The 14,401-nt window shown below is 73.4% G+C and carries 16 protein-coding genes; 8 read left to right on the top strand and 8 right to left on the bottom strand.

The annotated features are described in order from the left end of the window. A partial coding sequence (locus PV342_RS37455) for a transglycosylase SLT domain-containing protein (protein ID WP_500320605.1) occupies positions 1-504 on the bottom strand: 504 nt, incomplete at its 3' end. A gap of 732 nt (positions 505-1,236) precedes the next feature. Here PV342_RS37455 and PV342_RS37450 point away from each other — a divergent pair. Genes PV342_RS37450 through PV342_RS37440 form a run of 3 tightly spaced genes read left to right on the top strand, consistent with a single transcriptional unit; the run spans position 1,237 to position 4,116 of the window. Further along, positions 1,237-2,748 (top strand): GMC family oxidoreductase, encoded by a 1,512-nt coding sequence (locus tag PV342_RS37450; protein WP_472975027.1) that lies wholly within the window; start codon positions 1,237-1,239, stop codon positions 2,746-2,748. 59 nt (positions 2,749-2,807) lie between these two features. Next, positions 2,808-3,482, top strand: a complete 675-nt coding sequence (locus PV342_RS37445; RefSeq protein WP_361013105.1) for a molybdopterin-dependent oxidoreductase — start codon at positions 2,808-2,810, stop codon at positions 3,480-3,482. Beyond that, complete coding sequence (locus tag PV342_RS37440; RefSeq protein ID WP_018558674.1) at positions 3,424-4,116, top strand: cytochrome b/b6 domain-containing protein; 693 nt, start codon at positions 3,424-3,426, stop codon at positions 4,114-4,116. The genes PV342_RS37445 and PV342_RS37440 overlap by 59 nt, the downstream gene beginning before the upstream one ends. Positions 4,117-4,197: 81 nt before the next feature. Here PV342_RS37440 and PV342_RS37435 read toward each other — a convergent pair whose 3' ends face one another. From PV342_RS37435 to PV342_RS37425, 3 genes are all read right to left on the bottom strand, one after another. Further along, a complete protein-coding gene (locus PV342_RS37435; protein ID WP_386997844.1) occupies positions 4,198-4,773 on the bottom strand; it encodes a CGNR zinc finger domain-containing protein in 576 nt (191 codons plus the stop codon). A gap of 109 nt (positions 4,774-4,882) precedes the next feature. Then, positions 4,883-5,851 carry an SDR family NAD(P)-dependent oxidoreductase gene (locus PV342_RS37430; protein WP_500320603.1) on the bottom strand — a complete coding sequence of 323 codons (969 nt, stop codon included), beginning with the start codon at positions 5,849-5,851 and terminating at the stop codon, positions 4,883-4,885. A 202-nt stretch (positions 5,852-6,053) separates the two neighbouring features. Next, positions 6,054-6,473 carry a MarR family winged helix-turn-helix transcriptional regulator gene (locus tag PV342_RS37425; RefSeq protein ID WP_400808618.1) on the bottom strand — a complete coding sequence of 140 codons (420 nt, stop codon included), beginning with the start codon at positions 6,471-6,473 and terminating at the stop codon, positions 6,054-6,056. A gap of 228 nt (positions 6,474-6,701) precedes the next feature. Here PV342_RS37425 and wrbA point away from each other — a divergent pair, with 228 nt between their 5' ends. The 4 genes from wrbA to PV342_RS37405 all read left to right on the top strand — a co-directional run bounded on the left by wrbA (position 6,702) and on the right by PV342_RS37405 (position 9,929). After that, the gene (wrbA, locus tag PV342_RS37420) at positions 6,702-7,310 is read left to right on the top strand and encodes an NAD(P)H:quinone oxidoreductase (RefSeq protein ID WP_354802633.1); all 609 of its coding nucleotides are present in this window, start codon (positions 6,702-6,704) and stop codon (positions 7,308-7,310) included. 116 nt (positions 7,311-7,426) lie between these two features. Beyond that, entirely contained in the window at positions 7,427-8,077 is a 651-nt protein-coding gene (locus PV342_RS37415) for a DsbA family oxidoreductase (protein ID WP_392608419.1), read from the top strand. 119 nt (positions 8,078-8,196) lie between these two features. Next, positions 8,197-9,078 carry an MmyB family transcriptional regulator gene (locus PV342_RS37410; RefSeq protein WP_500320600.1) on the top strand — a complete coding sequence of 294 codons (882 nt, stop codon included), beginning with the start codon at positions 8,197-8,199 and terminating at the stop codon, positions 9,076-9,078. Between the two features lie 137 nt (positions 9,079-9,215). Next, positions 9,216-9,929, top strand: coding sequence for an SDR family oxidoreductase (locus PV342_RS37405; protein WP_500320598.1), 714 nt, complete (start codon positions 9,216-9,218; stop codon positions 9,927-9,929). 95 nt (positions 9,930-10,024) lie between these two features. On the opposite strand, the gene PV342_RS37400 is transcribed toward PV342_RS37405, so the two are convergent. From PV342_RS37400 to PV342_RS37385, 4 genes are all read right to left on the bottom strand, one after another. Further along, positions 10,025-10,738 (bottom strand): SDR family NAD(P)-dependent oxidoreductase, encoded by a 714-nt coding sequence (locus PV342_RS37400; RefSeq protein ID WP_018558682.1) that lies wholly within the window; start codon positions 10,736-10,738, stop codon positions 10,025-10,027. Between the two features lie 82 nt (positions 10,739-10,820). Then, entirely contained in the window at positions 10,821-12,086 is a 1,266-nt protein-coding gene (locus PV342_RS37395; RefSeq protein WP_500320596.1) for a YbfB/YjiJ family MFS transporter, read from the bottom strand. A 114-nt stretch (positions 12,087-12,200) separates the two neighbouring features. Beyond that, positions 12,201-12,503 carry a muconolactone Delta-isomerase family protein gene (locus tag PV342_RS37390; protein WP_354800567.1) on the bottom strand — a complete coding sequence of 101 codons (303 nt, stop codon included), beginning with the start codon at positions 12,501-12,503 and terminating at the stop codon, positions 12,201-12,203. A 196-nt stretch (positions 12,504-12,699) separates the two neighbouring features. Next, the gene (locus PV342_RS37385; RefSeq protein WP_361013097.1) at positions 12,700-13,089 is read right to left on the bottom strand and encodes a YybH family protein; all 390 of its coding nucleotides are present in this window, start codon (positions 13,087-13,089) and stop codon (positions 12,700-12,702) included. Between the two features lie 233 nt (positions 13,090-13,322). Between PV342_RS37385 and PV342_RS37380 the strand changes: the two genes are divergently transcribed. After that, positions 13,323-14,354: an NAD(P)H-dependent flavin oxidoreductase gene (locus tag PV342_RS37380; protein ID WP_500320594.1), complete on the top strand. Its 1,032-nt coding sequence runs from the start codon at positions 13,323-13,325 to the stop codon at positions 14,352-14,354. Positions 14,355-14,401 lie beyond the last annotated feature (47 nt).

Here is a 14,401-nt window from a genome sequence, read left to right as displayed (position 1 = left end):
GACCGAACCGCCCGCGGCCTTCTGGTACGACGCCAGCAGCGCCGCACCGCCGCGGATGTTGGCCGCCGCGTCGCCGCGCAGTTCCTTCGCCGACAGACCTGTCAGCTTCGCCGCGGCCTGCAGGGTATGCAGCGCCGGGTCGGCCACGAACGACGCGATGTCGCTACGGCCGACCGCTCCGGCGTCACCGCCGGACACCATCTCCGCCGTCACATCGGTCAGGTGCATCGGACCGAAGCCACCGGTGGTGCTGTGCCTGCCGGCGTGCCCGTCCCACGCCGACTCCTGGTACGCCACGGCCAGCAGCAGCTGCTCCGGCACGTGGAACTCCTCGGCCGCCGCAGCGAAGTCGCGCTGCCGGGCGGTGTCCGCCGGCGCGGCACCGGTGGCCTGCGCCGTCAGCGGCACGGCCACCGAACCCGCGACAACCAGCGCACCGGCCGCGGCCAGCAGGCCGGTCCTACGTCGCTTGGCATGCCGACGGGTGGAAGTATCTGATGTCATCAACAATCCCAAATCTTGAACGAATGGAGCCAATTCCGCTGAACGCAGCGCGATGTGACGCGCCGTCGGTCCGGCAGAGGCTCGCGGATTCTACTCACGTCACAACCCCGCGGAACTGAGGCGCCGTCACTATCGAGCCACGCCGTCCCGTTCGCCGCGCAATGCCGGACCGGACGGCCGGCACCAGCGCCGACCGGCCCCGACGCGGCCACCGCCGGAACGTGGACACTCCCACGCGGGCAGCCGGCGGGACGGCGAACGGGAAAGGCACGGGGCTTCACCAGCCGAATTCCGAGAGCCCGCCACAAGTCCCGCCCCCGCGAAGGGAACACGAAGGGAAAGAAAGTGCACAGGCGGCGTCGGCGGAAGAATCCGGCCGGCGTATCGCAGTCGCACGACGTCCCGGTGCGTCACCGCCCCGACGGTGGAAGCTCACGAAGATCCCTCTTCTTGTCCTGACGGGCGTGCGCACGAGAGACGCAGACCCCGGCCAATTGCGCTTGCTGCGTCAAGGAGTAGATCAGGGAAGCGATGCACCATGCAAGTAAGTGCGGAGCATATCGATCCCAACCCGGACATTTATTACCCACATACGGAACAGGAGTCCACCCCTTGGAATCCATCACCGCCTTGACAGGTGACTTTTGGCCGTGGGAAGGTCATCACCACTTCAATGGGTGACGAGGCGGGTCGTGGCGTCGCCGGAACAGGAGAGGCCGCGTGAGCCAGGCTGTGGAATACGACTACGTCGTGGTGGGCGCGGGAACGGCCGGCAGTGTGCTGGCCGCGCGCCTGTCGGAGGACGGCGGCGCCCGCGTCCTGCTGCTGGAGGCCGGCGGTCCCGAGGTGCCCGAGGCGATGCCGACTCCCCCCGCGTGGCCCCGGTTGCTGGGCACGCCGTCCGACTGGGGCGACCGCACGACCGGGCAGGCACCCACCGGGACGCCCGTCGCCCTCGCGCGGGGCCGGGGGCTGGGCGGCTCGTCGGCGATCAACGCCATGGTCTTCACCCGCGGGCACCGCAGTTCCTACGACGCGTGGGCGGCCGGAGGCGCGAAAGGCTGGGACTTCGACGCCCTCCTGCCGTATCTCATGCGCAGCGAGCGCGCCGAGGGCCGCGACCCCCGTACGCGCGGGCAGGACGGACCACTGACCGTGGCCCCCGCCCGCGAGCCGAACCCGGTGCTGGAGGCCTGCCTGGAAGCGGCCGCGGAAGCAGGCCACCGCAGGGCGGCCGACATCAGCTCCGGGCTGGAGGAGGGATTCGGTCTGCCGGACCTGAACATCGTCGACGGCCGGCGCCAGAGCGCGGCCGACGCCTACCTCACCCCCGCGTCCGGACGGGACGGTCTGCGCGTGGTGACCGGTGCGCTCGTCCACCGCGTCCTGCTGGACGGCGACCGCTGCACCGGGGTGGCGTACACCCTCCGGGGAGAGGAGATCACCGCCCGCGCCACGCGCGAGGTGGTCCTCGCGGCCGGCGCCATCGGCACCCCGCACCTGCTCATGCTCTCGGGCATCGGCCCCCGGCGGCACCTGCGGGAGACCGGCGTCGAGGTCGTCCACGACCTGCCCGGCGTCGGCAGCGGCCTGCAGGACCATGTGACGGCCGGCGTGGTCCACTCCGCCGCCCGCCCGGTCCCCGCCGCTCGGAACAACCACGGCGAGGCCCTGGGCCTGCTCCGCAGTACGCCCTCGGCCACCGCCCCCGACCTGCAGATCATCTTCATCGACGTCCCCAGCCATTCGCCGGCGCTCGCGGGGCCGCGCGAGGGGTACACGATCCGCGCCTCGCTGATGCGCCCGCACAGCCGCGGCACGGTTCGGCTCGCCTCGTCCTCGCCGGACACCGCCCCGCTGATCGACCCGCGCTACTACAGCGACCCGCGGGATCTGCGGGCCATGGCCGCCGGCATCCGCGCGGCCCGCGAGATCGGCCGGGCCAGGGCGCTCGACGGCTGGCGCGGCGAGGAGGTCCTGCCCGGCCCGGACGCCGACGACGACGCGGCGCTCGCCGCCTACCTCCACAAGGGGCTGGCGTCCTACTTCCACCCCGTCGGCACGTGCCGGATCGGCACCGGCAAGGACGCCGTGGTCGACGAGGAGCTGAGGGTCCACGGCATCGAGGGGCTGCGCGTCGCCGACGCCTCGGTGATGCCGTCGATCGTCTCGGGGAACACCAACGCGACGGTCTACGGCATCGCCGAGCGGGCCGCCGGGTTCCTCTCGCGGAAGGGAGCGTGACGGCCGTGGCCGAACAGGAGAACCTGCCGGAGCGCGGGGCCCCCGTGGCCCGCCGCGCCATGCTCGGCATGCTCGGTGCCGGCGTCGCCGGCGTCGCCGCGGCGCCCTGGCTGCAACGGGGCTGGGAGAACTTCCTGGGCGCCGCCTCGCAGGCCGACCCCACCGGGCTCACCGGGGTCCTGCCCAACCCGGGCGGCTTCCGCTACTACAGCGTCGTCGGCTCGGTGCCGCGCAAGGACGCGCGGACCTACCGGCTGAAGGTCAACGGCCTGGTCGACCGTCCGCGGACGTACACGCTCGACGACCTCCGCGCGCTCCCGCAGAAGCGGCTCGTACGCGACGTGCTGTGCACCGACGGCTGGCGGGTGGCGGACACCCCCTTCGAGGGCGTCCTGCTGTCCGACCTGCTGGACGCCGCGGGGGTGCGCCCCGAGGGCAAGGCGATCCACTTCACCTGCTTCGACGGCGTCTACACCGAGAGCCTGACCCTCGACCAGGCCCGCCGCCCCGACATGCTGGTCGCCCTGAAGATGCAGGACAAGCCCGTCAGCCATGAGCACGGCGGCCCCGTCCGGCTCTACGCCGCGCCGATGTACTTCTACAAGTCGGCCAAGTGGCTGTCCGGAATCACCGTGACCGACGAGGTCATCCCCGGCTACTGGGAGGAGTACGGCTATGACGTCGACGGCTGGCTCGACGGGGCCGACCGGCGTGGCGACGCGCAGGCCGCCTGAGCGCCCGGCGCGCGTGCTGCGGTTCACCCGGGCCGAACGCTGGGTGCACCGCGGCACCGGTCTGCTGATGCTGCTGTGCCTGACGACCGCGGCCTGCCTCTACCTGGGGCCGCTGGCCCAGCTGGTCGGACGGCGCCATCTGGTCGCGACGGTCCACGAGTGGTCGGGGATCCTGCTGCCGCTGCCCCTCCTGCTGGGGCTCGTCTCGCCGGCCTTCCGCGCCGACCTGCGCAGGCTGAACCGGTTCGCGGCGTACGACAGGCGCTGGCTGCGGGCCGCGCGCAAGCGCCTGACCGCACCGGACCTGCGTCCCGCCGGCAAGTTCAACGCCGGTCAGAAGCTCTACGCGGGCTGGCTCGCCGGGGCCGTGCTGGTCATGACGGCCACCGGGCTGCTGATGTGGTTCACCGGTCTGCTGCCGGCGGTCTCCCGCACCAGCGCCATCTTCGTGCACGACGTCCTGGCCTGGGCGATCGCCCTGGTGGTGATCGGGCACATGCGCAAGGCGTTCCAGGACCCCGAGGCCCGCCTCGGGATGCGCACGGGGTACGTGTCCCTGGGCTGGGCCAGGCGGTGGCACACCCACTGGCTGACGGAGGACCGCGCGGCGACGAAGGACGTACGGGAGCCCTGATCCGCGTCCCGCGGCACACACGCACGCCCGGGTGGCCGGGCCCCGCAGAACGGGGCCCGGCCACCCGGGCGCGTCGGACGGCTACCCGCCCCGCGCGGCGGACGCGGCCAGGGGAGGTGCGGCCGCCTTCTTCCGTGCGCGGTAAGCCGCCGCCTTCACGCGGTTGCCGCAGGGATCCATGGCGCACCACTCGCGGCGGCTGCCGTGCGAGCGGTCGAGGTAGATCTGCGTGCACTCCGGCCTGCTGCACTCCTTGACCAGCTCCGCGTCCGGGCCGCTCAGGAGCCGTACGGCCTCGCGGGCCAGCGAGGACAACGCCTGCTGCGGCGTCGCCTCGACCCTGCGCCCCTCCCTGGTGAGCTGCGGGACGGCGGACGGCCCGCGTGCCGTCGCGTTGAGGAGCGCGAGCGCGTCGGCGTCATAACCCTCCTTGTTCAGGGCGGACCTGACGAGCGAGAAGATCGCCTCACGGAGGGAGACCGCCCGCTCCACGTCGGACGGCTGCGAGAGCACGTCCCCGTCGACGAGCCCCGACTCGCGGAACCAGGCGTCGAGGCTCTCCGGTGTGGTGAGCATCTCCTGGGGGTCCGGGTTGCGGCGGCGCCTCAGGGTTCCGACGAAGTCCAGCACGGGCAGACCGCACTTGAACACATGCATCATGTCACCATTTTGACAGGTGACGAACAAGAGGGCAAGACGTACGCCCTGCCTCGGCACCCCCTTTTTCGCGGACAGCGGCCGCACGGCGGCGACCCGACGGCTCCGGTCAGGAGGCGGTCGCGGGCGCGGCGGCGAGCATGTCGAGTGAGAGCCGCCACAGGCGTGCCGCGCTCCGCGGGTCCAGGGCGTGGGCGGCCACCCCGCGGCGCAGCCCCGGCCGGTGGGGGGCGGCCTCGGCGCAGTCCTCGAAGTACCGGCCGGTGACCCCGGCGACCAGGGGGGACGCCGCGAGCAGCACCGACGTGGCGGCACCCTGTTCGACGTTCTTCACCGACACCCCGTCGCTCCTGCCCGGCTCGAAGGACGCGGGTGCGTCGAGCGCCGACGCGATGTGCCGGGCGAGGTTGGTCTCGGCGATCCGGCCGGGGTTGAGGGCGTTGACGCTGATGCCGTCGCGCGCCCAGCGCGCCGCGGCCTCCACCGCGAACAGCACGTTGGCGGTCTTGGACTGGCTGTAGGCGGCCCAGGCGTCGTACGGCCGGGACTCGAAGTTGACGTCGTCGAAGAGGACGTCGCCGTTGACGTGACCGACCGAGCTGACCACGACCACGCGTGCGTCACCGGCGGCCCCGAGCGCGGGGCGCAGGCCGGTGGTCAGCGCGAAGTGGCCGAGGTGGTTGGTGGCGAACTGCAGCTCCCACCCCTCGGGGGTGCGGGTCTCGGGGGACGCCATGACGCCCGCGTTGTCGACGAGGATGTGCAGCGGCCCTTGCCACGCGCCCACGAAGGCGGCGACGGACGCCCGGTCGGACAGATCGAGGGGTGTCGTCAGGACCCGCTCGTTGCCGGTGGTGGCGGTGATGGCCTCGGCGGTCCGCGCCCCGGCGGCGGTGTCGCGCACGGCCAGGGTGACCTCGGCGCCCGCGGCGGCGAGGGCGCGTGCCGTCTCCACGCCGATGCCGGAGGAGCCGCCGGTGACGACGGCCCGCCGCCCGGTGAGGTCCACGCCGGCGACGACCTCCGCCGCGGTGGTCCGCGCTCCGAACGGGGTGGTGACAAGTGCCTGCTCGGTCATGCTGTCCGCCTTCCTGTGCGCCCCGTCCCGCGGAGCGGGGAACGGGTGTCCGCTCTCCAGGCAAACACCGATCAGCACGGGCCGGACGGGTCGCAGCGGGCCCTGTGCGACGGGGGGTCCGGCAGTACCTCCCGGGCCGGGCCCGGCGGGCGTCGCGGGGTCGAGGGGGGACGGCGGTCACCCCGGCCCGCGGCGCCCGGGATCAGGCGTGGTCGCCCTGGTCGCTCGCCACGCGCTGCAGCGCGAGGGTCAGCCCGGCGAGGTCCTGATCGCCGAAGTGGTCGACGAGGTGGCGCCGCACGCTGGCGAGGTGCGTCGGCCACGCCTGCTCCAGGCGCTCGAGCCCGGCATCCGTCAGCACGGCGTTCCAACCGCGGCCGTCCTCGGCGCACTTGACCCGTTCCACCCAGCCGTGCTTCTCCAGCCGGATGACGACTCGGGTCATGCCGCTGAGGGAGAGGCTGCAGACGGCGGCGAGTTCGCTCATCCGCATCCCGCGACCGGGGGTCTCCGACAGGTACATCAGCGGCGTGTACTCGGAGAGCGGCAGCCCGGCCCCCTCGATCATGTCGGCGTCGACGGCACGCGGGAGCTCCAGGAGCACCCGGCTCAGCGCACGCACGAACGCTTCCTCACTCGCGCTGAGAGGCTGCGACTGGTGCTTTGTGGAGGCCATCACCCCACTTTAGCTCCTTGACCGGTCAATGAGACCTGTTGATCGCCCTTCCGGTCGGGACGCACGCCTTTGACAGTTGTCGACCGGTCGTCTAGCTTCGAATAGGCGACCGGTCGGTTAGTTCCGGTTCGCTCACCCCCCTCGCAACGAAACCCAAGGAACGGAGCGCCTCCTGTGGCCACCCCCGTCAAGCTCGCCATCGTCTACTACTCGTCGACCGGCACCATCACCGAGATCGCCAAGGAACTGCACGACGCCGCCGTCAAGGCCGGCGCCGAGGTCCGCCTGGTCAAGACGGCCGAGCTCGCCCCGCAGGCCGCCATCGACACCAATCCGGCCTGGGCCGCCCACCACGCGGCCAACGCGCACGTCCCGCACGCCACACCCGAGGACATCGAGTGGGCCGACGCCGTCATCCTCGGCACCCCCACCCGCTTCGGCAACGTCTCGGCGCAGCTGAAGCAGTTCATCGACACGCTGGGCGGGCTGTGGGCCGAGGGCAAGCTGATCGACAAGGTCTTCAGCGGCTTCGTCTCCAGCGCCACCTCGCACGCGGGCCAGGAGGCCACGCTGCTGTCCCTCTACACCTCGATCCACCACTTCGGCGGGATCACGGTCACCCCGGGCTTCACCCAGCCGTCCAAGTTCATCGACGGCAACCCCTACGGCACCTCCCACGTGGACGGCCAGGGCAACAACCCCGTGGACGAGGTCACCCGCACCGCGGCCCGCGTCCAGGCCGAGCGGGTCGTCCGGGTCGCCGCGCAGCTCAAGGCCGCCTGACCCGTACCGGCACCCCACCGGCAGCGGCGCCGCGCGGCCCCACCCCCCGTCACCGGGGGCCGCGCGGCGCCGCCCCCGCACCCCCACCGAACCCACGAACAGGAAGATCCTCAAACATGCGCGTCGAGATCTGGACCGACATCGCCTGCCCCTGGTGCTACGTCGGCCGGGCACGCTTCGAGCGGGCCCTCGCCGGCTTCGGGCACCGGGAGAGCGTCGAGGTGGTGCACCGCTCGTTCGAGCTCAACCCGGACGCCCGGAACGGCTCGACACCGATCATCGACGCCGTGGCGGCGCAGTACGGGCGGACCCGCGAACAGCAGGTCGCCCGGGAGGAGCACGCCGCCGCCGAGGCCGGCGCCGAAGGCCTGGGCTTCCGGGTCGGCGGTCGCGTGTACGGCAACACCTTCGACGTCCACCGTCTGGCGCACCTGGCCAAGGAGCGGGGCGTCCAGCAGGAGTTCCTCGACATCGCCTTCCGGGTGAACTTCGCGGAGGAGCGCTCCGTCTACGACCGGGAGACCCAGCTGGACCTCGCGGTCGAGGCGGGACTTGACCGGGCGGAGGCGGACGCCGTCCTCGCGGACCCCGACGCGTACGCCGGTGAGGTCCGCGCCGACGAGCGGCTGGCCGCGGAGCTCGGCGCCGGCGGGGTCCCGTTCTTCGTGCTGGACCGGAAGTACGGCGTGACCGGGCTGCAGTCCGCGCAGATGCTGACCCGCGCGCTGGAGCAGGCCTGGGAGAACCACGAAGCGGCCCGGTCCTGAAGATCCGGCCCCCGGGGGCCCGGCCCGGGGGGTCCGGCCGGGGGGTCCGGCCCCGGGGGGGTCCGGCAGTACCCGTCTGCGGCGCGTTCTTCCCTGGCGGCCGTCGTAGCGTGAAGGAGATGGACGCGCACACGACCGGGGCCGGCACCCGGAACACCGCTCTGGGGGACTTCCTGCGCTCACGCCGCGCGAGGATCTCCCCGGAGCGGGCCGGCCTGGCCCCCGAGCCGACCGCCCGCCGGGTGCCCGGCCTGCGCCGTGAGGAGATCGCCCGGCTCGCCGGCGTCAGCGTCGACTACTACGTGCGACTGGAGCGCGGGCACCAGGTCAACGCCTCCGGGACCGTCCTCGCGGCCCTCGCCCGCGCCCTGCGCCTGACCGACGACGAACGGGACCATCTGTTCGCCCTGGCCAGGCCCGAACGGCCGGCGGCCCGTCCGCCGGCGCCGCAGCGGGTGCGTCCCGCCGTGCACCGCCTCCTGGAGACGATGACCGACGTCCCCGCGGTGGTCGTGGGGCGCCGCACCGACGTCCTGGCGGCCAACCGGCTCGCCCGCGCGCTCTACACCGACTTCGACGCGCTCCCCCAGCGGGAGCGGAACATGGCCCGCTTCATCTTCCTGGACGAGGCCGCACGCACCCTCTACGACGACTGGGAGGGCGTGGCGCGCACCTCCGTCGCCGCGCTCCGCCTCTACGCCGGCAAGCACCCCCACGACTCCCGGCTCGCCGAACTCGTCGGCGAACTGTCCGCCCACGACGCCGACTTCCGGGCGTGGTGGGACGACCACGACATCAGGCGCCGCACATACGGGGTCAAGCACTTCCACCATCCGGTGGTCGGTGAACTCACCCTGCAGTACGAGGCGCTGGCCGTCACCGGCGACCGGGACCAGATCCTCGGCGTCTACACCGCGGAGTCCGCGACCGCCTCCGAGCGGGCCCTGCGGAGGCTCGCCGAGTGGGCCGAGGACATGTGGCCCACCGGCCGGACCATCTGACTTTCACACTTAAAGTCAGCTGTTAGCCTGGCCCCGCAGGCCGGTCCGCGCCTGCCCCGAGGGCTGCCGCACCGCCCGGGCCGCCGGCGACCGCACGGCGCCGTCCGGGCAGCGCACGCCCGCAGCAAGGAGGCACGATGCACATCAAGGGGTCGGTCGCCCTGGTGACGGGCGCGAATCGCGGCATCGGCCGCGCCTTCGCGCGCGCGCTCATCACCCACGGCGCGTCCAGGGTCTACGCGGGCGTCCGGGATCCGGAGAGCCTCGTCGACCAGAGCCTGGTGGACGACTGCCTCGTCCCCCTGCGCCTGGACGTCACCAAGCCCGAGGAGATCGCCGCGGCGGCCGCCGCGGCCGCCGACGCCAGCATCGTGATCAACAACGCGGGCACGGGCGGCGCCGGCACCCACCTGCTGGACGGCCCCTTCGACGGCGCGCGCCAGGCGATGGAGGTCAACTTCTTCGGCACCTGGGCCGTTTCCCGCGCCTTCGCCCCGGTCCTCGCCGCGAACGGGGGCGGGGCGCTGGTGAACATGCTCTCGCTGGCCTCCTGGGTCGGCCAGCCCCTGATCCCCGGGTACGCGGCCTCCAAGGCGGCGGAGTGGTCGCTGACCGACGCCCTCCGGCAGGCACTGCACCCGCAGGGGACGCTGGTGGTGGGCGTCCACGCGAGCTTCGTGGACACCGAGCTCAGCGCCTGGACCGACGCCCCGAAGATCAGCTCCGCGACGGTGGCCGAGCTGACCATGGACGCGCTCCTCCACGACCGGCCGGAGGTCCTCGCCGACGAGGAGACCCGGCGCGCCAAGTCCGCCCTCTCCGAACCCCCGAGCGCCACTCCCGGCACCTGACGGGGCACGTGGCACGGCACCCGACACGGCGAAGGCCCCGGACGTCTCCGTCCGGGGCCTTCGCCGCGCACTCGGCCAGCGACCGACCGGGCCGGTCAGCGGCCGGCGGTCTGGCCGCCGTCCACGGGAAGGGTCACGCCGGTCACGAACGGGGCGTTCTCCAGGTAGAGCACCGCGTCGACGATGTCACCCACCTCGCCCATACGCCCGACCGGGTGGAGCGCGGCCAGCCACTCGTGCGTCTCCACCGGGTGCATCGGGGTCTTGATGGTGCCCAGCGCCACCGCGTTCGCACGGATCCCCTGGGTCGCGTACTCGGTCGCCAGCGCACGGGTCGCCGCCTGCAGGCCGCCCTTCGTCAGCGAGGCCAGCACCGACGTGATCTTCGCGTCCGCCTGGTCACCGAGGCTGCTGGAGATCTGGACCACGTGCCCGCCGCCCTGCTGGAGCATGCGCTCCACCGCGAGCTGCGTGATCCGGAAGAAGCCGTCCACGTTGATGCCGAGCACGCTGCGGTACTCCTCCTCGGTGTACTCCGTGAACGGCTTGGCGACGAAGACGCCGGCGTTGTTGACCAGCGTGTCCACCCGGCCGAAGCGCTCCACCGCCGTGGCGATCACACGCTCGGCCGTCTCCCATTCGGCGATGTCCCCCCGGACCGTCACCACTCCCGGGTCCGCCGACTCGCCGATGTTCCGCGAGGTGGCGACGACGGCGTAGCCGAGCTTGCGGTAGCCCTCCACGACTCCGGCGCCGATGCCCTGCGAGGCACCCGTGACGACCGCGACCTTCTGACCCTGAACGCTCATGGTGTTCCTTCTCCGGGGGGTGACATGGGGATCCGGCACTAGACGACCGGTCACTTAAAAGTAGACGACCGGTCTAGAAATGTCAAAGACCCGGTATGCGGGCGGGGGTGCCCCCACCCGGCACCGCTTCCCGGACACCGGCCGGGTCCATGCGGTGCGGGAACCCGACACGCAGCACGAACGCCGCCGCGGCGGCGGCCAGGACGACGAGCGCCGCCAGGACCAGGGCCTGCCGGTAGCCGTGCCTCAGCAGGGGCTCCACGGCCAGCGGGCCGAGGATCTGCCCCACCGAGTACCCGGCGGTCAGCAGGGCGACCGCGCGCGGGAACCGCAGATGCGTCCCGGCCGCCAGGGCGACCGTGCTCACGCCGATGAAGGTGGCGCCGAAGAGGAACGCCGAGACCAGTGCCGCGGCCGGCCCCTCGACCAGAGCGGGCAGGGCGATCCCGGCGGCCTGCACGACCAGCGCCGCGAGCAGTACGTCCGGGCGCGACCAGCGCCGCCCCAGCCCCGCCCACAGCGCGGCGGAGGGAACGGCCGCCACTCCGGCCAGCACCCAGGCGCCGGTGCCGAGCCGGCCGGGTGAGCCCTGGTCGATCGCGGCGACCAGGAAGGTGCCGGCGATGATGTAGCCGACGCCTTCCAGCGTGTACGAGGCGAACAGGGCGCCGAACCAGCGGTGTGTGCGCGGCGCCGTACGCGCCCGCCCCCGGGCAGCCGGCGCGGCCGCGGGGGCCGCGGTCGCCGGCGCGGATTCCGTACGCATCGTCCACGCCGGCACCGACAGCAGTGCGGCGAGGGCGGCGGACGCCCACCACGTGGCCCGCCAGTCCGCGAAACCGCGCAGCACGAGGACGAGCAGGCCGGACAGGGCGATCCCGGCACCGATCCCGCCGAAGCCCCAGCCGGGCAGGTGCGCGGGGTGCTCGCGCAGCCGTCCGAGGAGCGCGCTGACGGCGATGACGAAGACCGTCGCGCTCACCGCGCCCGCGACCAGTCGCAGCACCAGCCACACCGCGGTCGTACGGGTGAGCGGCATGGCGGCGAGGCTCACGACGAGCAGCAGCAGCGAACCGCGCAGGACGGCGGCGGAGCGCGTCAGCCGGGGGAGGAAGGTCCCGGCCAGCGCGCCGACGAGGTAGCCGACGTAGTTCGCGGTGGCCAGGTGCGCGCCGGCCCCGGCGGTCAGTCGCGCCTGAGCGTGCATCAGGGGGAGGATCGGGGTGTAGACGAAGCGCCCGACCCCCATCGCCGCCGCCAGCGCGGCCGCGGCCCGCAGTACGTGGCCCCAGGGCGAGCCCGGGAGGCCGCCGGGTGCGGCGGACGGGCGCTGGATTGAATCGCTCATGACATCTTCCTCGATGGGCGCGTTCCGGGTCGGGACGGACCACGGCCCCCCGCGGGGACCGTGTCAGGTCGGCGGGGAGCCGTGGGGGTGCCGTGTGCGGCGGGGCGTGCGCGGTCAGACGCCGGCGTCCGCCTTCCCCGGGTCGTTGGGGTGCGACTGCAGCGCGGTGACGACCGCGGACATCCACGGCCACAGCGGCAGCGTGCCGAGGACCTTCTCGTACAGCCCGGCCTCGTCGTCGGCGCGCCACAGCCCGATGCTGCGCAGTTCGCCCACCGGGCGCCACAGCCGGACGAGGTGCCCGGCGGCGGCCAGTTCCCCGGCCCGGACGGCCTCGGCCGCGCGACGCCGGTCGACCTCGGCCGGGTCGGTGCCCTCGGGAACGGTGGTGGTCAGCTCGACCAGGAACTCCTTCACGGTGTTGCCTCTCCTAGAACCTGGAAAACGGCCGGAACGTTCTGCGGGGCGCACGGCCGGGCCGGTGACGTGGTGCCGGTCCCGCCTGCCCCCACCCTGCGCCCGCGGGCCGGGGCGGCGCCACGACCGGTTGCCTCCCTGCTGGAAGGCGCAACCTCGCAACGGGCCCCGCCCGCACGGCGGGTGACGTCCGGTCTCAGTGGTCGGTGACGATCCGGGAGACGTGGTAGGCGCGGATCAGCCAGCCGTCGCCCTCGCGCCGCAGGACCAGCGAGAGATGCACGGGGGCCGTCCAGCCCTCCGCGCCCCGGAAGACGACGTCGGCGAAGCCGCCGGCCACGTCGTCGCCGATGCGGTAGCCCTGGATCCTCCCCACGTCCGCCCAGCGGTCCTCGGTCACGGCCTCGTAGTAGGCGCGCACCGCGTCCCGGCCCGCCGTGACCTCGGGCCCGAAGCCCTGGAAAAGGGCGTCGGCGGTGAACAACGCGGCCATCTCGTCCGGCCGGTGGCCGTCGAAGGCGGCCTTCCAGCGGGACACCACCTCACGCATGGGTCCGTTCGTCGTGTCCGTCGGATCAAGGCTCATGTCGGTTCTCCTCTGTGCTCAACGGTAGGAAGGGCGGCGCCCGCCCGCGTGCGGAGGGCGACCGGACCGAGGACGACCGATGATAGTCGACCGGTCAAATAAAAATAGTTGGACGGTCGTATACTGGCAAACAGGGCCGTCCGGTGGCGCCGGCGACAAGCCCCGCCGACACCGCCCGACCCTGCCCGCCCCGCGAACGAGCGTCGCCGCCCCGCAGGAGGAACACTCACATCATGGTCTCGCCACTGCTCGCACTCGGGGTGGACACCCCGGTCCTCGCCGCGCCGATGGCCGGCGGTCCCACCACGCCCGCACTGGTCACCGCCGCCGCCCGGGCCGGTGGTCTTGGCTTCGTGCCCGGCGGGTACCGCACCACCGCGGCGCTGGCCGAGCAGATCGCCGCCGTCCGGTCCGCGGGGGTGCCCTTCGGTGTCAACCTCTTCGCGCCCAATCCCGTCCCGGTCGACCCCGGTGCCTTCCGGCGCTACGCCCGTGCCATCGCGCCCGACGCCGGGATCCACGGCATCGACACTGCGACCGCGGAGGCCGTCGAGGACGACGACCACTGGGCGGACAAGGTCGCCCTGCTGCTCTCCGACCCGGTGCCGGTGGTGAGCTTCACCTTCGGCATCCCGGAGGCCTCGGTCGTCTCCGCGCTGCGCGCCGCGGGCAGCCTGGTCGTCCAGACCGTCACCTCGGCCGCGGAGGCCCGGGCGGCCGCGGAGTCCGGCGCCGACGCGCTGGCGGTCCAGGCGTCCGCCGCGGGCGGGCACTCCGGCACCCTCACCCCGCAGCACACACCGGCGGCCGTCCCCCTGGAGGACCTGCTCGGCCAGGTGCGCGCGGCCGTCCCCCTGCCGCTCGTCGCCGCCGGCGGCCTGGCGACCCCCGCGGCCGTGGCCGGTGCGCTGCGCGCCGGAGCCGACGCGGTCATGGTCGGCACCGTCCTGATGCGCGCCGACGAGGCCGGCACCTCCACGCCGCACAGGGCGGCGCTGGCCGACCCCGCACGCACCGCGACGGTGGTGACCCGGGCGTTCACGGGACGCCCGGCGAGGGCGCTGCGCAACGAGTTCACCGACCGCCACACCGGCGCGGCACCGGCCGGCTACCCGGCCCTGCACCATCTGACCGGCCCGATGCGCAGGGCGGCCGCCGCCGCGGGCGACCAGGAGCGGATCCATCTGTGGGCCGGCACCGGCCACCGTCACGCCACCGAGGAGCCCGCGGAGCGGATCCTGCGGCGGCTCGCGTCCGGGATCTGATCCCGGACGCCTGCGGGCGGGCCGCGCACGCCGGCCCGCCCTCTCCG

Source organism: Streptomyces sp. PA03-3a (assembly GCF_033792735.1).
Taxonomy (GTDB): Bacteria; Actinomycetota; Actinomycetes; order Streptomycetales; family Streptomycetaceae; genus Actinacidiphila.
Note: the sequence above shows the minus strand (reverse complement) of the source record. Positions and strands in the feature narration are given on the sequence as shown.